General features: G+C 70.5%; 16 protein-coding genes. 7 read left to right on the top strand and 9 right to left on the bottom strand.

Going from position 1 to position 18,784, the window contains the following annotated elements; all coding sequences use genetic code 11:
• Positions 1-134 precede the first annotated feature (134 nt).
• Positions 135-383 (top strand): hypothetical protein, encoded by a 249-nt coding sequence (locus BLT97_RS20110; protein ID WP_093612148.1) that lies wholly within the window; start codon positions 135-137, stop codon positions 381-383.
• Positions 380-649, top strand: coding sequence for a hypothetical protein (locus BLT97_RS20105; RefSeq protein ID WP_093612146.1), 270 nt, complete (start codon positions 380-382; stop codon positions 647-649). The genes BLT97_RS20110 and BLT97_RS20105 overlap by 4 nt, the downstream gene beginning before the upstream one ends.
• Positions 650-721: 72 nt before the next feature.
• Here the strand turns inward: BLT97_RS20105 and BLT97_RS20100 are convergent, their stop codons facing one another.
• Positions 722-1,396: a Crp/Fnr family transcriptional regulator gene (locus tag BLT97_RS20100; protein WP_016642758.1), complete on the bottom strand. Its 675-nt coding sequence runs from the start codon at positions 1,394-1,396 to the stop codon at positions 722-724.
• Positions 1,397-1,783: 387 nt separating this feature from the next.
• Positions 1,784-3,217, bottom strand: a complete 1,434-nt coding sequence (locus BLT97_RS20095) for a sensor histidine kinase (protein WP_425442738.1) — start codon at positions 3,215-3,217, stop codon at positions 1,784-1,786.
• A 404-nt stretch (positions 3,218-3,621) separates the two neighbouring features.
• Between BLT97_RS20095 and nth the strand changes: the two genes are divergently transcribed.
• The 3 genes from nth to BLT97_RS20080 all read left to right on the top strand — a co-directional run bounded on the left by nth (position 3,622) and on the right by BLT97_RS20080 (position 6,689).
• Positions 3,622-4,449, top strand: coding sequence for an endonuclease III (gene nth, locus BLT97_RS20090; protein ID WP_093612144.1), 828 nt, complete (start codon positions 3,622-3,624; stop codon positions 4,447-4,449).
• A gap of 115 nt (positions 4,450-4,564) precedes the next feature.
• Positions 4,565-5,293 (top strand): NUDIX hydrolase, encoded by a 729-nt coding sequence (locus BLT97_RS20085; protein WP_093612142.1) that lies wholly within the window; start codon positions 4,565-4,567, stop codon positions 5,291-5,293.
• A 199-nt stretch (positions 5,294-5,492) separates the two neighbouring features.
• Positions 5,493-6,689, top strand: coding sequence for a MarP family serine protease (locus BLT97_RS20080; RefSeq protein WP_093612140.1), 1,197 nt, complete (start codon positions 5,493-5,495; stop codon positions 6,687-6,689).
• 42 nt (positions 6,690-6,731) lie between these two features.
• Here BLT97_RS20080 and BLT97_RS38570 read toward each other — a convergent pair whose 3' ends face one another.
• The 6 genes from BLT97_RS38570 to BLT97_RS20050 form a co-directional block, all read right to left on the bottom strand.
• The gene (locus BLT97_RS38570; protein WP_093612138.1) at positions 6,732-6,923 is read right to left on the bottom strand and encodes a hypothetical protein; all 192 of its coding nucleotides are present in this window, start codon (positions 6,921-6,923) and stop codon (positions 6,732-6,734) included.
• Between the two features lie 117 nt (positions 6,924-7,040).
• A complete protein-coding gene (locus tag BLT97_RS20070; protein ID WP_093612136.1) occupies positions 7,041-8,006 on the bottom strand; it encodes an alpha/beta fold hydrolase in 966 nt (321 codons plus the stop codon).
• Positions 8,003-8,494 carry a phage holin family protein gene (locus BLT97_RS20065; RefSeq protein ID WP_093612134.1) on the bottom strand — a complete coding sequence of 164 codons (492 nt, stop codon included), beginning with the start codon at positions 8,492-8,494 and terminating at the stop codon, positions 8,003-8,005. Before BLT97_RS20065 ends, BLT97_RS20070 begins: the two co-directional genes overlap by 4 nt.
• Before the next feature lie 86 nt (positions 8,495-8,580).
• Complete coding sequence (gene nhaA / locus BLT97_RS20060; protein WP_093612132.1) at positions 8,581-9,993, bottom strand: Na+/H+ antiporter NhaA; 1,413 nt, start codon at positions 9,991-9,993, stop codon at positions 8,581-8,583.
• A 256-nt stretch (positions 9,994-10,249) separates the two neighbouring features.
• Complete coding sequence (gene acs, locus BLT97_RS20055; protein ID WP_093612130.1) at positions 10,250-12,208, bottom strand: acetate--CoA ligase; 1,959 nt, start codon at positions 12,206-12,208, stop codon at positions 10,250-10,252.
• Between the two features lie 229 nt (positions 12,209-12,437).
• Entirely contained in the window at positions 12,438-14,837 is a 2,400-nt protein-coding gene (locus BLT97_RS20050; protein WP_093612128.1) for a bifunctional SulP family inorganic anion transporter/carbonic anhydrase, read from the bottom strand.
• Between the two features lie 301 nt (positions 14,838-15,138).
• Between BLT97_RS20050 and BLT97_RS20045 the strand changes: the two genes are divergently transcribed.
• Complete coding sequence (locus tag BLT97_RS20045; RefSeq protein WP_093612126.1) at positions 15,139-16,443, top strand: polysaccharide deacetylase family protein; 1,305 nt, start codon at positions 15,139-15,141, stop codon at positions 16,441-16,443.
• Positions 16,444-16,483: 40 nt separating this feature from the next.
• Here BLT97_RS20045 and BLT97_RS20040 read toward each other — a convergent pair whose 3' ends face one another.
• Positions 16,484-17,467: an ATP-binding protein gene (locus BLT97_RS20040; protein ID WP_176953835.1), complete on the bottom strand. Its 984-nt coding sequence runs from the start codon at positions 17,465-17,467 to the stop codon at positions 16,484-16,486.
• 101 nt (positions 17,468-17,568) lie between these two features.
• On the opposite strand from BLT97_RS20040, the gene BLT97_RS20035 reads away from it, so the two are divergent.
• Positions 17,569-18,381, top strand: a complete 813-nt coding sequence (locus BLT97_RS20035) for a Fic family protein (RefSeq protein WP_093612122.1) — start codon at positions 17,569-17,571, stop codon at positions 18,379-18,381.
• Positions 18,382-18,784 lie beyond the last annotated feature (403 nt).

Here is an 18,784-nt window from a genome sequence, read left to right as displayed (position 1 = left end):
CGCAACGGTGCTTACTGCGATGACGGCAACCGGGTGCAGTGGCACATCCAGGTCGCCACCGGAACAGCGGACGGCACGCTCGCATTCTCCGACCTTCAGGCCAACTACTGGGCCGTGTGAGCCGGAGGAGAGCCATGACCGAAGCCGCCAAGCGCACCCTCCGCACCGTGCTGCAGACTGCGGTCGGCATAGCCGTCGTCCTGCCCGCTCTCGTCGAGGCCTCAGGCATCCCCGCGGGTCTGCCGTGGGTGGCGGGCGCGCTCGCCGTCGCCGGCGGTCTCGCCAGAGCCATGGCGTTGCCGGGCGTGCAACAGCTGCTGCCTCCGTGGCTGCGTACGGGAGAAGCCGTGACGGCAGGCGCAACGGAAGGAGATCCGCCATGAGCGCCCAGCGCACGAGTGTTCCGGACGCGACCCCCGTGGCCCTGGAGCTGGAACGTCTGCGCGGAACCGTCGAGGCGGGATTCGCCAGGGCCGACGGTTCCCTCGCCCTCCTGGTGCAGCGCAGCGACCAGACCGACAAGCAGCTCGTCGATCACGAGGCGCGGATCGACGCTCTGGAGCGCGCCCGCTGGCCGCTGCCTTCGGTTGCAGCGGTGACCGGGGTGATCGCGCTGATCACCGCGATGTACGGCACGTTCCTGCGATAGCGAGAGGGGCCCCGCCGATGCCGGCGGGGCCCCTCTTCGCGTACGTGCGACGCCACGTATGGGCGCGGGATGTCAGCGCGAGCGCTTCGCCAGTCGCTCCACGTCCAGGAGGATCACCGCGCGGGCCTCCAGGCGGAGCCAGCCGCGGCCCGCGAAGTCGGCGAGCGCCTTGTTGACCGTCTCGCGCGAGGCGCCGACCAGCTGGGCCAGCTCTTCCTGCGTGAGGTCGTGCACGACGTGGATGCCCTCTTCGGACTGCACGCCGAAGCGGCGCGACAGGTCGAGGAGCGCGCGGGCCACACGGCCCGGCACGTCGGAGAAGACCAGGTCGGACATCTGGTCGTTGGTCTTGCGCAGGCGCCGGGCGACGGCGCGCAGGAGCGCGGCGGCCACCTCCGGGCGCGCGTTGAGCCACGGCTGGAGGTCGCCGTGGCCGAGGCCGAGCAGCTTGACCTCGGTCAGCGCGGAGGCGGTCGCGGTGCGCGGGCCCGGGTCGAACAGCGAGAGCTCACCGATGAGCTCACCGGGGCCGAGGACGGCGAGCATGTTCTCGCGGCCGTCGGGGGAGGTGCGGTGCAGCTTCACCTTGCCCTCGGTGACCACGTAGAGGCGGTCACCCGGGTCGCCCTCGTGGAACAGCGCGTCGCCGCGCGCGAGGGTCACCTCACTCATGGAGGCGCGCAGCTCCGCCGCCTGCTCGTCATCGAGCGCCGCGAAGAGCGGGGCGCGCCGCAGAACGTCGTCCACGAGTTCTCTCCTATGTCGACCGGCTCAAGAGGCTGTGGTGCCCATCTTGCCGGACGTAGCAAACAGTGTGATCAGTCACAACAAGTTTGCCGTACCGACGAGGTGTCCAGTGCGACAGGGGGCCCAATCGGGGGCCCGCGGGCGAGATCCGGCCATTTTCGGGAGGGTCCGCGTGAGCAGGCCCGGAGCTCCAACAGGCCGGTGAGAGCGCTGGCCAAGGGTGTACGGCGGGATGGTTGCCCCGGCTGATTCTGCTGTGGGCGAACGGCTGGCGAACGGACCGCCGCGATCCCGGAGAAAGCGGCAAAACGGGCAAATGGGCGGGCCGGGAGTCGAGCCCTGTCCTCACTTGTCGGGGCCGAGGCCTCACCTGTCGGGACCGAGCCATCACCTCTCGGGGCCGAGCTCCTTCGCGTCGCCCTCCTCCAGCGGAACCGTCACCGTCAGCACCGTCCCCTCCCCGGGCGCGGACTCCACCGTCAGCGTCCCGCCCAGCTGCCGCACCCGGACCCGGATCGCCGGCAGGCCGTGGCCGCGCGCGCCCTCGGGCGTGTCCGGCAGCGCGGCCGGATCGAATCCCCGCCCGTCGTCGGCGATGTCGAGGACGGCACGGTCCTCGAGGGTGGTCAGCGTGAGGACGGCGGTGGTGGCGCGGGCGTGTTCCCGTACGTTCGCGAGGGCGCCCTGCGCGATCCGCAGCAGCGTCGCCTGCACCTGCTCCGGCAGTTCCGCGCTCCCCGGTCCCGGCTCCTCATCGGGCCCGGCCATGTGCCCCTCCGTATGGACGAGCACCCGCAGCCGCTCGTCGCTCTCGCGCGCGGCCAGCGCCCGCAGCGCGTCCGGCAGGCCGCCGGACAGGGCGAGGTCGGCCGGTGCGAGGTCGTGCACGAAGCGACGGGCCTCCGTGAGGTTGTGCTCGACGATCTTCGTGGCCGCGCGGACGTGCCCCTGCGCCTTGGCCGGATCCGTGCCCCAGGTCCGCTCGGCCGCCTGGAGCAGCATCTGCTGGCTGGACAGGCCCTGGGCGAGGGTGTCGTGGATCTCCATGGAGAGGCGCTGGCGCTCGGCGAGGGTGCCGGCCCGGCGTTCGGTGGCGGCGAGTTCGCGGCGGGTGCGGATCAGGTCGTCGATCAGCCGGCGCTGCCGCTCCGCGAGCCGTTCCATGTGCAGGAACACGGCGGTGGCGAAGCCGGCCACGGCGGCCGGGCCGACCACCACGTCCAGGTCGAACCGGGTCGACAGCGCCAGCTGGGCGATGATCACGAAGATCGTCAGGACGCCCACCAGGACGCACGCGGCGACCGGCGGCAGGATCCGCAGCGCCGCGTAGATCAGCGGCACGGCCACCCACGCGAAGCTCGGCGCGAGGTCCACCAGGACCGCCCACACCACGACCACCGCGGCGAGCCAGACGACCCGCCAGGTCTGCGGCCGCCGCGCCGACGGGTTCATCGCCGTGTACGCATCACGGCCCACGCCGGAGGCGTACAGGACGGCGAGGAGCGCGGCGAGGCAGATGACCGTGGTCGTGTTGACCGAGGCCGGGTGGCGCTGGATGAAGCGGACGAGGGCCGTGCCGTGCAGCACGAAGAACGTCAGATGCATGACGAGCGTCAGCCAGCGCGCGTCCGGGTCCGCCGCCTCCGGGAGGAGATCCGTCTCGTCAGGTCGCAGGTCCGCTTCGTCCGGTCGCGGGCCCGCCTTGTCCGGCCGCAGGTCCGTCTCGTCCGGTCGCAGGTCCGCCTCCTCGGGGTGTGTCCGGGCGCCGTCCGGTCGTACGGCCGTCTGCTCGGGCCGCACTCGGGCTTCGGCCTGCCGCACCCGGGAGTCCGGACCGGCCGCCCCGCCGGGCACCCCGGCGTCCGGCCCCCCGCCGGGTTCCGGTGGGGTCCCCGCGCCGGGGGTCGCCCCGTCTTCCGCTCGCACCGCGCCCCTTCCGGCCGCCGGAGTTCTCCCGCAGAGCATCTGGGGGTCTCCGGATCTCCGGATCTCCGGATCTCCGGATCTCCGGGTCTTGGGATCCCCAGGTCTCCGCAAAGCATCTCGAGTCCGGACACCATTCTCATTCGGGCCCTCACCGGTGCGCACGAGGAGCGGGATCTTCGACCGGTCCGGGCCGGCCGAAGAGCCCGTCGGGAGCCAGGGCCCACAACGCTCGGAGCCCCGAACCGGCCGGCACGGCCAACACCCCACCCGCTGTCAGCCCCTCCCCGTACCCTCGTGGCATGGCGAAAAGCGACAAGGAGCCGGGTGCCGCGGGCCCTCCGGTGATCAGGAAAGCCAAGCCGCCGCAGACCCGGACCGGCCTGGTGCGTCAGGCGCGGAAGATCAACCGGGCGCTCGCCGAGGTGTATCCGTATGCCCATCCGGAGCTCGACTTCGAGAACCCCTTCGAGCTCCTGGTCGCCACGGTCCTCTCGGCGCAGACCACCGACCTGAGGGTCAACCAGACGACGCCGGCCCTCTTCGCCAAGTACCCGACGCCCGAGGACCTCGCCGCGGCCAACCCGGAGGAGGTCGAGGAGCTGATCCGCCCGACCGGCTTCTTCCGCGCGAAGACCAAGTCGATCATGGGCCTCGCCAGGGCGCTGCGCGACGAACACGGCGGTGAGGTGCCCGGCCGCCTGGAGGACCTGGTCAAGCTGCCGGGCGTGGGCCGCAAGACGGCGAATGTCGTCCTGGGCAACGCGTTCGGGGTCCCCGGCATCACCGTCGACACCCACTTCGGCCGCCTCGTGCGCCGCTGGAAGTGGACCGACGAGGAGGACCCCGAGAAGGTTGAGGCGCTGATCTGCGACATCTTCCCGAAGAGCGACTGGACGATGCTGTCGCACCGGATCATCTTCCACGGCCGCCGTATCTGCCACGCCCGCAAGCCCGCCTGCGGCGCCTGCCCGATCGCCGCCCTCTGCCCTTCGTACGGGGAAGGGGAGATCGACCCCGAGAAGGCGAAGAAGCTGCTCAAGTACGAGAAGGGCGGCTTCCCCGGCCAGCGTCTGAAGCCGCCGCCGGACTACCCGGGCATGGCCGCGCCCCCGATGGGGGCTGTGTGAGGGGGCAGCGACCGGGTGCGGTGACGGAGCAGCGATCGGGCGCGGTGACAGGGGAACGATCGGGTGCGCGCGAGGCGTTCACAGCTCCGAGCACTTCGTACGGGGGTAGCAGGGCATGACACACGCGAGCAGCGGCACCCACAGCGGTACCCACGCGGCCGGCGGCACCCACGGCGGTGACGTGGCCGTATCCAGCGAGGGCCTGCCCGAGTGGCTGGACCCGGTGGTCAAGGCCGTCGAGACGATCGAGCCGCGCCAGCTCAGCCGGTTCCTGCCGCCCGAGAGCGGCGCGGGCCGCCAGTCGGCCGTCCTGATCCTCTTCGGCGAGGGCGAGCAGGGGCCCGAGCTGCTCCTCATGGAGCGGGCCAGTTCGCTGCGTTCGCACGCGGGCCAGCCCTCGTTCCCGGGCGGCGCCCTCGACCCGGAGGACGGCGATCCGGCCGGCGACGGACCGCTGCGCGCGGCCCTGCGCGAGGCCGAGGAGGAAACCGGACTCGACCCCGCGGGCGTCCAGATCTTCGGGGTGCTGCCGAAGCTCTACATCCCGGTGAGCGGTTTCGTCGTCACCCCCGTCCTCGCGTGGTGGCGCGAGCCCACCCCGGTCGGCGTGGTGGACCCGGCCGAGACGGCCCGGGTGTTCACGGTTCCCGTGGCACATCTCACGGACGCCGAGCACCGCGTGACCTCGGTGCACCCGCGCGGCCACCAAGGACCGGCATTTCTGGTCGGTGAGGCTCTGGTCTGGGGTTTCACGGCCGGTCTGATCGACCGGATCCTGCACTACGCGGGCTGGGAGAGACCTTGGGACCGCACAAAGCAGGTCCCTCTCGACTGGCACGCATGACAGGCTTGGCCTCTGTGCTTTTGCCCGGGCACCCTCGGGGAAGGCACCCGGGACGTGCTCCGGAACGGGGCAGGACCGCAGATGTGACACGGCTGACCAGGGACGGGGCCGCGGAGACAGGACTCCGCGGCCGCGGACCGGCGATCGGCCCCGACCGCCGAGGAGTGGCGAACTGTGACGCGAGGCGAGGCGTGATTCGGTGAACGTCCTTGACATCCTGCTCGTTCTCGCCGCGGTCTGGTTCGCCATCGTGGGCTACCGCCAGGGCTTCGTGGTCGGCATCCTCTCGGTGCTCGGCTTCCTGGGCGGCGGCCTCGTCGCGCTCTACGTACTGCCGGTGATCTGGAAGCAGTTCACCGAGGAGCAGGCGGGCACGACGGCCGTCGTGGTCTGGGTCGTGGTGGTGATCGTCTGCGCCTCGGTGGGCCAGGCCTTCACGACGCACCTGGGCAACAAGCTGCGCCGCTACATCACTTGGTCCCCGGCCAGAGCCCTGGACGCCACGGGCGGCGCGGTGGTCAACGTCGCGGCGCTGCTCCTCGTCTCCTGGCTGATCGGCTCGCTGCTCGCGGGCACGACGATGCCCACGGTCGGCAAGGAGGTCCGCAACTCCAAGATCCTCAACGGGATCGACCGCGCCCTGCCGGGCCAGGCCGACACGTGGTTCACCAACTTCCGCTCGGTGCTCGCGCAGAACGGATTCCCGCAGGTCTTCAGCCCGTTCGCCAACGAGCCGATCACCGAGGTCCGCCCGCCCGACCCCAAGCTGGCGGGCAGCAGGGTCGCCGCCGAGGCCAAGGGCTCCATCGTCAAGGTCCTCGGCACGGCGAGCAGTTGCAGCAAGGTCTTCGAGGGCAGCGGCTTCGTCTTCGCGGACCGCCGCGTGATGACCAACGCGCACGTGGTCGGCGGCGTCGACGAGCCCACCGTCCAGATAGGCGGCGAGGGCAAGAAGTACGACGCCACCGTCGTGCTCTACGACTGGAAGCGCGACATCGCCGTGCTCGACGTACCGGATCTGGACGCGAAGCCGCTGCGGTTCACCGAGCGCGACGCGCAGACCGGCGACAGCGCGATCGTGGCCGGCTTCCCGGAGAACGGCGGGTACGACGTCCGCTCGGCCCGTATCCGCGCACGGATCAACGCCAGCGGACCGGACATCTACCACCGCGGCAGCGTCCGCCGCGACGTGTACTCGCTGTACGCGAACGTCCGCCAGGGCAACTCCGGCGGCCCGCTGCTCACCCCCGAGGGCAAGGTCTACGGCGTGATCTTCGCCAAGTCCCTGGACAGCGCGGACACCGGCTATGCGCTCACGGTGGATGAGATCCGCGAGGACATCAGCCGCGGCCTCAAGGCCAACCAGCAGGTGGACAGCCAGGAGTGCGCGCTGTAACTCCCCGGCGGGGGAGGGGGTGAGGCCGCGCCCGAGGGGTGCTCAGGCCCGCGTCGTATGACGCAGCCGGGCCGACACCCAGCGGGCGCGGCGGCGCAGGATGCGTGGGATCCCGATGGCCACTTGAGAGGACCGGTGACCCTGGCCCTGGGGGCCGCCTCCCTGGAACGGGTTCGGCGCCGAGGCCGAGCGGCGGTTGCGTGCTGCGTCACTGTAGTCGTGCGTCCAGCCCATACCCCGACGTCTGCCCGTGCCTCATGGTCGGTAACCGCACGAGCCGCACTCAATTGGCCTATGCGCGAGGCAAAAGCCGTTCGATGTACGGGTGTTCGCCCGGGGTTGCGGCGCTGTCTACCGGTCCGGCTCCGGGTCCCTCAGCCACTCCACGAGCTCCTTCGAGAAGCCCGCCGGATCCTCCTCGTGCGGGAAGTGCCCGAGCCCGTCGAACAGCCGCCATCGGTACGGCGCTTCGACGTACTCGCCCGAGCCCGCCGCGCTGCGCGTGCGCACCACCGGGTCCAGCGAGCCGTGCAGATGCAGCGTCGGCACCTGCACCGGCCGCTTCATCCGCCGGTAGAACTGGATCCCGTCCGGCCGCGCCAGGGAGCGCACCATCCACCGGTACGGCTCGATCGAGCAGTGCGCCGTGGACGGGATGCACATCGCCGTGCGATACGTGTCCACCGCGTCGTCGTCCGGCAGCCGCGGCCCCGACCAGTCCCGGATCAGCTCGCCCACCAACGCGCCGTCGTCGGCGACCAGTTGGCGCTCCGGGAGCCACGGCCGCTGGAAGCCCCAGATGTACGAGCCGGCCTTGGTCTGCCGTATGTCGCCGAGCATCGCCGAACGCCACCGCCGCGGATGCGGCATCGAGGAGACCACGAGCCGGCGCACCAGCTTGGGCCGCATCACGGCCGCGGTCCAGGCGAGGTACCCGCCCAGGTCGTGCCCGACGAGCGCGGCGTCCGGCTCGCCCAGGGACCGGATGACCCCGGTGATGTCGAGGGCGAGGTTCGCCGGGTCGTAACCGCGCGGGGTGCGGTCGCTGCCGCCGACGCCCCGCAGATCCATCGCGACCGCGCGGAAGCCGGCCTCGGCGAGCGCGGGCAGCTGGTGGCGCCAGGTCCACCAGTACTGCGGGAAGCCGTGCAGGAGCAGCACGAGCGGGCCCTCGCCCATCTCGGCGATGTGGAAACGGGCCCCGTTCGCCGCGACGTCCCGGTGCGACACCTGCTGTCCGCCGGGGACGTCGAGGCGTACGACCGAGGAGGCCGAAGGGGCCGAGGAGGCCGCGGGAGCGGTGGCGGGGTCCGTCATGAAGACGAGCGTGCCACAGGCTTGGCGTCCTCGACGGCCCGGGTCAGCTCGCCCCTGGCCGGTGCGGTGACGGGACGCGGATGCGGCTTGACGTTGCCGAGCACGGCGGCGGTCTCCTTGGCGGAGGCGGCCACCTTCTGCGGGCCCTTGGACTTCGAGGTCTTCTTCGCGAAGACCACACCGATCAGCGCGAGCAGCCCGGCGAGCAGCACGCTCGCGGCGAAGGAGAGCAGGAAGCACACCGACAGATGCCAGTCGCTCCAGGCGTGGATCCCGTACGCGAGCGCGAAGCTCAGCATCGGCAGCGAGAAGATCAGCACGGCCAGCGCGGCGATGAACGCGCCACCGCTGGTCGCACCCCGCTTCACATCCGTACGCAACTGCGCCTTGGCCAGCGCGATCTCGTCATGGATCAGGGCGGACATCTCGCTGGTCGCCGAGGCGACCAGCTGCCCCAGGCTCTGGTCGCCGCCGTCGGCTGCGCTCATCGCGGTCTCCCTCTTCAGATCTGGCGTGGCCTCACCGCGACGTCGGTCACGGCAATGACTTCAATGTCGGTTACGGCAATGTCAGATCATGCCGGACTGTCGTCCCCGCCGCTTCCCGCGGGGCCCGGTTCCCCGGTACCGAGGGCGGCGAGCCGGCGGTGTTCGGCGGCCTTCTTCTCGTGGATGGCGGCCATCCGGAGGTGGTACTCGGGGTTGCCCTGCTCGTAGATGTCGGGGATGCCGGAGAGGTCCTCGTCGCGCTCCTCGTCCTCGACCATCGCCCGGTACTTGGCGTTACGGATCTTCAGCAGGACCGTCGCGAGCACCGCGGCGATCAGCGAGCCGAGCAGCACGGAGGCCTTGATCTCGTCGGTCATCACGGCGTCGCCCTTGAAGGCGAGCTCGCCGATCAGGAGCGAGACGGTGAAGCCGATGCCGGCCAGCGAGGCCACCGCGAACACGTCGGGCCAGGCCAGCTCGTCGCTGAGCTCGGCCCGGGTGAAGCGGGCCGCGAGCCACGTACCGCCGAAGATGCCGACCGTCTTGCCGACCACGAGCCCGAGCACCACACCGAGCGTCTCGGGCTGCGTGAACACGTCCGTGATCGCCTTGCCGGAGACCGACACCCCCGCGCTGAACAGGGCGAACAGCGGCACCGCGAGTCCGGCCGAGACGGGCCGTACGAGGTGCTCGATGTGCTCGCCGGGGGAGTGCTGCTCGCCCTCGCGGCGGGTGCAGCGCAGCATCAGGCCCATCGCGACACCGGCGATGGTGGCATGCACGCCGCTGTTGTACATCAGACCCCAGATCACCAGGGCGAGCGGGACGTAGATGTACCAGCCGCGTACGCCCTTGCGCAGGAGCAGCCAGAAGACGGCCAGACCCACGAAGGCGCCGCCGAGGGCCGCGAAGTTCAGCTGCTCCGTGAAGAAGACCGCGATGATCAGGATCGCGAAGAGGTCGTCGACCACGGCGAGCGTCAGGAGGAAGGCGCGCAGCGCCGAGGGCAGCGAGGTGCCGATGACGGCGAGCACGGCGAGTGCGAAGGCGATGTCCGTGGCGGTCGGCACCGCCCAGCCGTCCATCGAGCCGCCGCCGGCGGTGTTCGTGAGTACGTAGACGAGCGCCGGCACGATCATGCCGCAGAGCGCGGCGACCACCGGCAGGATCGCGGCCTTGGGATCGCGCAGATCGCCGGCGACCAGCTCGCGCTTGAGCTCCACACCGGCCACGAAGAAGAAGATCGCGAGCAGCCCGTCGGCCGCCCAGTGCTGGATCGAGAGGTCGAGGCCGAGCGCGGACGGGCCGATGTGGAAGTCGCTGACGGACTCGTAGCTGTCGCTCAGCGGGGTGTTCGCCCAGATCAGCGCGGCGATCGCGGCGAGGAGGAGCAGTACGCCGCCGACCGTCTCGGTCCGCAGGGCTTCCGCGACGAAGGACCGCTCGGGCAGGGAGAGCGTGCCGAGGATCTTGCGGTTGTTCTTGCTGGGCGCGGCCACGGGATTCCTCCGGGTCGGTACGGCAACGACGGATCGCTTGATGCAGTCGCCGACCAGACTTCCCGGCACACCCTGATTTCTTGTCGCGCTCTTGACGCGTCCATCACCTTACAGGGCACCCACAAGGACGAATCTGGTGATCTTCACTTTACGGAGCGAAAGGGCACCCGGCGCGCTGCCGGGTGCCCCTTCGCGTACGTATGGGTGGACGTGCCTCCCGTGGGGTGGACGTGCCCCCGTGCCTCCCGTACGAGGATCAGTCCTCCGAAGGCGCCGCCGGCAGCTTCGACTGGATGAGGTCCATGACCGAGGAGTCGGTCAGCGTGGTGACGTCACCGAGCTGACGGTTCTCCGCCACGTCCCGGAGCAGGCGCCGCATGATCTTGCCGGAGCGGGTCTTGGGCAGCTCGGCCACCGGCAGGATCCGCTTGGGCTTGGCGATCGGGCCGAGGGTGGCGCCGACGTGGTTGCGCAGCTCGCCGACCAGGTCCTCGCTCTCGGCCGCGCTGCCGCGCAGGATCACGAAGGCCACGATGGCCTGTCCGGTGGTCTCGTCGGCCGCGCCCACGACCGCCGCCTCGGCCACCGACGGGTGCGAGACGAGCGCGGACTCGACCTCGGTGGTGGAGATGTTGTGCCCGGACACCAGCATCACGTCGTCCACCCGGCCGAGCAGCCAGATGTCGCCGTCCTCGTCCTTCTTGGCGCCGTCGCCCGCGAAGTACTTGCCCTCGAAGCGCGACCAGTAGGTGTCGATGAACCGCTGGTCGTCGCCCCAGATGGTGCGCAGCATCGACGGCCACGGCTCGGTGAGGACGAGGTAGCCGCCGCCCCCGTTGGGGACCTCGTTGGCCTCGTCGTCCACGACGGTGGCCGAGATGCCGGGCAGCGGACGCTGGGCCGAACCGGGCTTGGCCTCGGTGACACCCGGCAGCGGCGAGATCATCATCGCGCCGGTCTCGGTCTGCCACCAGGTGTCCACGACGGGGGTGCGGTCGCCGCCGATGTTCTTGCGGTACCAGACCCAGGCCTCGGGGTTGATCGGCTCGCCGACCGAACCGAGCACCCGCAGGCTGGACAGGTCGAACTTCGCGGGGATGTCGTCGCCCCACTTCATGAACGTGCGGATCGCGGTGGGCGCGGTGTACAGGATCGTGACCCCGTACTTCTGCACGATCTCCCAGAAGCGGCCCTGGTGCGGGGTGTCCGGCGTGCCCTCGTACATGACCTGCGTGGCGCCGTTCGCGAGCGGCCCGTAGACGATGTACGAGTGGCCGGTGACCCAGCCGACGTCGGCGGTGCACCAGTAGACGTCGGTCTCCGGCTTGAGGTCGAAGACCGCGTGGTGCGTGTACGCGGCCTGGGTGAGGTAGCCGCCGGAGGTGTGCAGGATGCCCTTCGGCTTCCCCGTCGTGCCCGAGGTGTAGAGGATGAACAGCGGGTGCTCGGCGTCGAAGGCCTCGGGGGTGTGCTCGGCGGACTGGCCGTCGACCAGCTCGTGCCACCACACGTCGCGGCCCTCCGTCCAGGAGATGTCCTCCTGGCCGGTGCGGCGCACGACGAGCACGTGCTCGACGCCCGCGCCCTTGGCGATCGCGTCGTCCACGGCCGGCTTGAGCGCGGAGGGCTTGCCGCGGCGGTAACCGCCGTCGGAGGTGATGACGACCTTGGCGTCGGCGTCCTGGATACGGGTCGCGAGCGCGTCGGCCGAGAAGCCGCCGAAGACCACGGAGTGGGCGGCGCCGATCCGGGCGCAGGCCAGCATCGCGACCGCGGTCTCCGGGATCATCGGCATGTAGATCGCGACGCGGTCGCCCTTCTGCACACCCAGCTCGGTGAGGGCGTTGGCGGCCTTGGAGACCTCGTCCTTGAGCTCGGCGTAGGTGATCGCGCGGCTGTCGCCCGGCTCGCCCTCGAAGTGGATGGCGACGCGGTCGCCGTGGCCGGCCTCGACGTGGCGGTCGACGCAGTTGTACGCGACGTTGAGCTTGCCGTCCGCGAACCACTTCGCGAAGGGCGGGTTCGACCAGTCGAGCGTCTCGGTCGGCTCGGTCGCCCAGGTCAGCCGGCGGGCCTGCTCGGCCCAGAAGCCCAGCCGGTCGGCCTTGGCCCGCTCGTACGCCTCCGCGGTGACGTTGGCGTGCGCGGCCAGGTCGGCGGGCGGCGCGAACCTGCGCTCTTCCTTGAGCAGGTTGGCCAAGGATTCGTTGCTCACGACATCTCCCTTACGGTGCTTTGCGACGGGCGCGACCGTTGTGTCCCAGGCCACAGCTCATCAGACCGACCCGGCCGATGACAAGGGTCTACGGCGGATTGGTTTAGACCTGTGCGAAGGTGCGGCGAGGGTGCGGCTCCGCACTGCGGAACCACACCCTCACACGTAAGGGAGACAGGTTCGGTTCAACCGCGCCCGGCGGCCGGGCCCGGTCTGCCGACGTGCGGGCTCAGCCCGCCGAGGAGCCCACGGCCTGCGGAGACTCCTTCTCGGCCGGCAGCGACCCCTTCTTCGCTGGCGAGGACTCCTCCTCGTCCGAGGTCACCGCCGCCACCCGGTCGAAGAGCCGCTCGGGCTCGGCGAGCAGATAGGCCTGGGCCTCGCCGACATGGAAGTACATGCCGTGCAGTTCGAGCCGCCCCTCCGCGATCCCGCGGGCCACGGCGGGGTGCTGCCGCAGATGCGTGAGCTGCTGCACCACGTTGGTCAGGCACAGCTGCTCGACCGCGTCGGCCGGCTGCCGTCCCGCGAGCCGCGGCCAGGCGTGCTCGTCCGCGGCCATCCGCTGAAGGCTCGCCTGCCCGTGCCGCAGCCAGCGCCGCAGAGGCGAATCGGCCTCCCCGGGCGGGGTGTTGAGCAGGGCCTGCATGGCTCCGCACCCGGAGTGCCCGCAGACGGTGATCGACTGCACGCGCAGCACGTCCACGGCGTACTCGATCGCGGCCGCCACCGAGTCGTCCCCGCTCTCGGCGCCGGGCAGCGGCACGAGATTGCCGACATTGCGGACGACGAAGAGGTCCCCGGGGCCGCTCGACGTGATCATCGAGGTGACGAGCCGGGAGTCCGCGCAGGTCAGGAAGAGCTGCTGCGGCCGCTGCCCCTCACGCGCGAGCCGGGCGAGCTCGCTGCGCACGAGCGGCGCCGTGTTGCGCTGGAACGCGCTGATCCCGCTGGCCAGTTGGTGCGTCCCCGCCAGCTCGGTCCGCTCGGGCGCGCAGCTGTGGTTGCGCCACGGCGTCCACGGCCCGCAGCAGGAGTGGTCCGCCTCGCCGCTGCGCCGCCCCTTGCCGTGCGCGGTCACGGCCAGCGGCCCGGAACGCCCGGTCAGCTCGGCCTTCCCGCCGCGCGCGGCATGCGCGTCCTGCCAGTCCTGCAACGTCTCGTACGCGGCGTGGTCCATGAACGAGCCGTCCAGCTCGACCACGGCCTCGGACCCGTTCGGCACCTGGTGCAGCGCGCGGGTCAGCCGCGGCACGGCGAGGAAGGTCAACTGGCCGCGGATGCGCACATGGTGGACCCCTTCGCGCTCCTCGTGCGTGATCCGCGTACGGGCCAGGCGGTGCAGCGCGACACCGACGGCGACGGCGATCCCGATGCCCACGCCTTCGAGCACGCCGAAGAACACGACGCCGACAGTCGTGACCGCGTAGACGAGTACCTCGCGGTGGCGCGTGACGCTGCGGATGTGGTTGATCGACACCATCTGGATGCCGATCGCCATCACCAGCGCGGCGAGCGCGGCCAGCGGGATCAGGTCGAGGACGGGCACGAGCAGCAGCGAGGCGATGATGATCCAGAAGCCGTGCAGCATCGTGGAGTTGCGGCTCACCGCGCCCGCCCGCACGTTCGCGGTGCTGCGCACGGCGACGCCGGTGATGGGCAGCCCGCCGAGCGAACCGGAGACGATGTTCGCCATGCCCTGCCCGCGCAGCTCCTTGTCGAGGTCCGCCCGCGGCACGGGCATGGTGTCGCGCCGCGCGGAGGCCAGCTTGTCGGTGGCGACCGAGGACAGCAGCGACTCCACGCTGCCGACCAGCGTGATCGTCAACACCGCGGCGATCAGGCCGAGTACGGGCCCTTCGGGTAGCCCGACGAGCGCGTGGTTGCTCCACGACGGCAGGTCGACCCGCGGCAGATTGAGCCCGGCGAACGCGGCCACGGCGGTGGCGGTCGCGACCGCGGCCAGCGCGGCGGGGATCTTCCGCAGCAGCCGCCCGGCCGCCCCGGGGATACGCGGCCACGCGAGCAGCACGACGAGGGTCAGCGCACTCATCGACAGCGCGGCGGGGTGGATGTCCGCCAACTGGCTCGGCAGCTCACGGACGTTGTCCACCACGGAGCTGTGCGGCGAGCCGCCGAGCACGATGTGCAGCTGCGCCACGGCGATGGTGATGCCGATACCGGCCAGCATGCCGTGCACGATCGCGGGACTGACGGCCAGCGCGGACCGGGCCACGCGCAGATACGCCAAGCCCAGCTGGGCGAGCCCGGCCATGACGGTGATGGCGCAGGTGGTGCGCCAGCCGTACTGCTGGATCAGGTCGGCCGTGACCACGGTGAGGCCGGCGGCGGGGCCGGACACCTGGAGCGGGGATCCGCCGAACCGGCCGGCCACGAGGCCGCCGACGGCGGCGGCCACCAGGCCCGCCTGCAGCGGTGCCCCGGTGGCGAGCGCGATGCCCAGGGACAGCGGCAGCGCGATCAGGAAGACGGAGATCGAGGCGGACACGTCGGCGCCCGCGAGATGAAACCGGCGCCGGCGCTCGGGCGGTCCGTGCGGCTCGCCCTTCTCGCCGCTCGGCGAGGTGCTGTCGGTACGGCTGGTACGGCTGGGGACAAAAGCAGACATGGGTTCCCGTCTCCTCCGGGGCTACGCGGTCGCTCAGGGACCCCCGGTGCCATGGGTCGGGGGTGGGGTGCGGCCGTGGGTCACGGCGTACAGCGGCGGGATTTTTCTCAACTCTCGGTAAACGGATCGTAATGGAGAGTAAAGAGCGGGGCGGGATTACCAGGGCAAATGGGGTAATCATTCCCTCTCGCGAGTGAATGGGGGAATCTATCGGCTTGTCATACCAATTCATCACCTTTCGCATGCGACCTTGGCGGCGCCTCAACCCCGAGCACCCCGAGATCCGAAGGAAGGTGGGCGCATGGCCGCCACCAGGAGGCTCGCCGCGGGCCTGGCCGCGACCACGGCACTTGCCGTGGCTCTCGCCGGCTGTGCCGGCGGAGAGTCCGGCGAGGACGTCAAGAAGAAGGGCGCCGCAGGTGCGCAGAACGCACCGAAGGTCCCCGCCCCGGGAAGCGTCAATCGCCTCATCGGTGACGGCTCGACCGCCTACACCGGAAGCCAGCCGAACCTCGCCGAGCCCGAGCGCCTCAAGCCGGGTCAGAAGCCCCCGCAGTTCGTGGTCTTCTCCTGGGACGGTGCGGGCGAGGACAGCCAGAAGCTTTTCTCGCACTTCCGCAAGGTCGCCAAGGCGAACAACGCCACGATGACCTACTTCCTCAGCGGCGTGTACCTGCTGCCGGAGGACAAGAAGGAGCTGTATGAGCCCCCGCAGCACTCAGCGGGCCGCTCCGACATCGGCTTCGGCGACGCCCAGGGCATCAAGGACACCGTGGAGCAGCTGCGCGGCGCCTGGCTCGAGGGCAACGAGATCGGCACCCACTTCAACGGCCACTTCTGCGGCAAGGGCGGCGGAGTCGGCGAGTGGTCGGTCGAGGAGTGGAAGCACGAGATCGCGGAGGCCAAGTCCTTCGTGAAGAACTGGAAGACCAACTCGGGCTCCGCGAAGGCCGCTCCGCTCCCCTTCGACTACGACAAGGAGCTGATCGGCGCCCGCACCCCCTGCCTGGAGGGGCAGAAGAACTTCACGCGTGCGGCCCGCGAACTCGGCTTCCGCTACGACACCAGCGGCGTCAACAACCAGGTCTGGCCCGAGAAGAAGCAGGGCCTGTGGGACCTGTCGATGCAGCTCGTGCCCGTCCCGGGCCGCGCCTTCGAGACGCTGACCATGGACTACAACTTCATGGTCAACCAGTCCGGCACGACCACCCAGGGCGACCCCTCCAAGCACGAGTACTGGGGCGACCAGATGCGCGACGGTCTGCTCGCGGGCTTCGACCGCGCGTACAACGGCAACCGCGCGCCGCTGATCATCGGCAACCACTTCGAGTCCTGGAACGGCGGCACGTACATGCGCGCCATCGAGGAGACGATCGAGCGCGTCTGCACGAAGCGTGATGTCCGCTGTGTCTCCTTCCGTCAGCTGGCGGACTGGCTGGACGCACAGGACCCGCAGGTCCTCGAGAAGATGCGCACGCTGAAGGTGGGCCAGGCCCCCAAGGAAGGCTGGGCGTCCTTCCTCTCCGGACAGCAGCCCGCACCGGCCCCCAAGGGTGTCCCGGGCGCACCGGCGGCCAAGCCGGCGCAGAACGGCGCGGGCGCCTGACGTGCTGCGCGTCTGACTGTGCTGCTGCACGCCTGACGCGCTACGCGTCCGCGAGGAGCGCGCGCTCGTCGAGTACGAAGCCGGGGTCGATCTGGTCCGCCAGGTCGGCCCCGGCTTTCGCATTGCCCCAACTCGCCGCGTTCTTGCGGTGGAAGTGCACCATCTGGCGCATGTACCGCTCCCAGTCGCGCCGCTCGTACGAGGCGTCCGCGACCGTGTGCATCGTCTCGAGCGCGGCCCGGTTGGGCGCTTCGAGGAGTTCGAACCGGGGCGGCCGGCCCTTCTCCATCGCGCGCACCCAGTCCGAGTGCCCGACCGTCACCAGCAGATCGTCGCCGACCTCCTCCCGTAGAAAATCGATGTCGTCCTGTCCCTGCACCTTGTTGCCCACGACCTTGAGGGCGACGTCGAAGTCGCGGGCGTACTCCTTGTACTGCCGGTAGACCGAGATGCCCTTGCGGGTGGGCTCCGCGATCAGGAACGTCATGTCGAAGCGGGTGAACATGCCGGAGGCGAAGGAGTCGGACCCGGCCGTCATGTCGACGACCAGGAACTCGTCGCGGGCATCGACGAGATGGTTGAGACAGAGCTCCACCGCCCCGACCTTCGAGTGGTAGCAGGCGACGCCGAGATCGGATTCGGTGAAAGGCCCTGTGACCATCAAACGGACGGTGCCGCCGTCGAGTTCCAGCTCGCGCGCGCAGTTTTCGTAGACCGGGTTGTCCTCCCGGATCCGCAGCAGACGCGAGCCCGCACCGGGCGGGGTCGTCTTGATCATCGTCTCGGCCGAGGCGATCCGCGGGTTGCTGCCGCGCAGGTACTCCTTGATGAGCGGCAGCCGCGCACCCATCGCCGGCAGCGCGGCCGCCTCGTCCTCGTCGAGTCCGAGCGCGGCGCCCAGGTGCTGGTTGATGTCCGCGTCGACGGCGATGACCGGGGCGCCGGTGGTGGCGAGGTGGCGGATGAAGAGAGAGGACAGCGTGGTCTTGCCGCTGCCGCCCTTGCCAACGAAAGCAATTTTCATGTTCACCAAGCGTAGTCGGATGAATGCACTGCGCATCGGCTCCGCGTGAAGAAGACCACTCCTTCGTGGAGCGGGCGGCTTTGCTGCGTACTGTCTTACTCATGAGTACAGCCGATCCGCTCGCCACCCTCGGCGCACTGCCCACCGTGGCCGACTCCGTGGACTCCGTACGCAAGGCCGTGGACCGGGTCTACGGGCACCGGGTCATGCGCCGGCGCAGCCATGCGGTCACCTCCGAGGCGGCGCTGCGTGGCGCGCGCGGTTCGGCCGCGCTGTCCGGTGCGGACTGGGCGCTCGAAGAGGTGCGGCGGCGCAGCGACTTCAGCGGCGACGACGAGGCGCGCACGGTCGGCGCGGCACTGCGCCTGACGGCCGAAGCCGGTCAACTCCTGTCCATCTGGCGCCAGTCGCCGCTGCGCGTCCTGGCCCGGCTGCACCTGGTGGCCGCGGGCGTCCAGGACGACACGGTGGGCCGGCCGCGGCAGAAGGGCGAGCCGGTCGACGAGCCGCTCATCGAGCTGCCGCTGCCCGAGGCCGACGAGGTGGCGGGGAGGCTCGAAGGGCTCTCGCAGCTGATCATCGCGGGCAGTTCCGCGCCGGCCATCGTCACGGCGGCGGTCGTGCACGGCGAACTGCTGGCGCTGCGCCCGTTCGGCGCGCACAACGGTCTCGTCGCGCGGGCGGCGGAGCGGGTCGTCCTGGTGGGCAGCGGTCTCGACCCGAAGTCGATCTGTCCGGCCGAGGTGGGGCACGCGGAGCTGGGGCGGGCCGCCTACGTGGCCGCGCTCGAAGGCTATGTCTCCGGTACGCCGGAGGGGATGGCCGCCTGGATCGGCCACTGCGCCAAGGCGGTTGAGCTGGGCGTGCGCGAGTCGACGGCCGTGTGCGAGGCGCTGCAGCGCGGGGCGGCCTGAGGCCTGCCGGTGCGGGGCGCTGTGGCTGGCCCGTAAGGAAACGTCCCCTGAACAGGGTTGCGGCGGTACCGAATTGGTACCGCCGCTGGCATGTCCGCCCAGTTACCAAGCGTCCTCGATATATGCCCATCAGGTCGGGGAACTTTGCCCGTTGCCTGGTGCGGCTGGCCCGTAATCGACGGGTCGACGTCGCGTGGGTGCTGTGGCTTCCATGCTCGGTCCGTGGGGCCTTGGTTGCGTTAAAGGTGATCCTCTCGGATGTCCTTGGTCTCGCGGGCCGTTGAGTCCTTTGTACTCCTGTCATGGAGGAAGTGGAACCCCTGAACGCACTTCTTTACTTTTAGGTTCAAACAGGTGCGAAACGGGCGGGGGTGTGCTGTGCCGTGAGGGTGCAGGTCAGCGG

Source organism: Streptomyces indicus (genome assembly GCF_900100315.1).
Classification (GTDB): domain Bacteria; phylum Actinomycetota; class Actinomycetes; order Streptomycetales; family Streptomycetaceae; genus Streptomyces; species Streptomyces indicus.
Note: the sequence above shows the minus strand (reverse complement) of the source record. Positions and strands in the feature narration are given on the sequence as shown.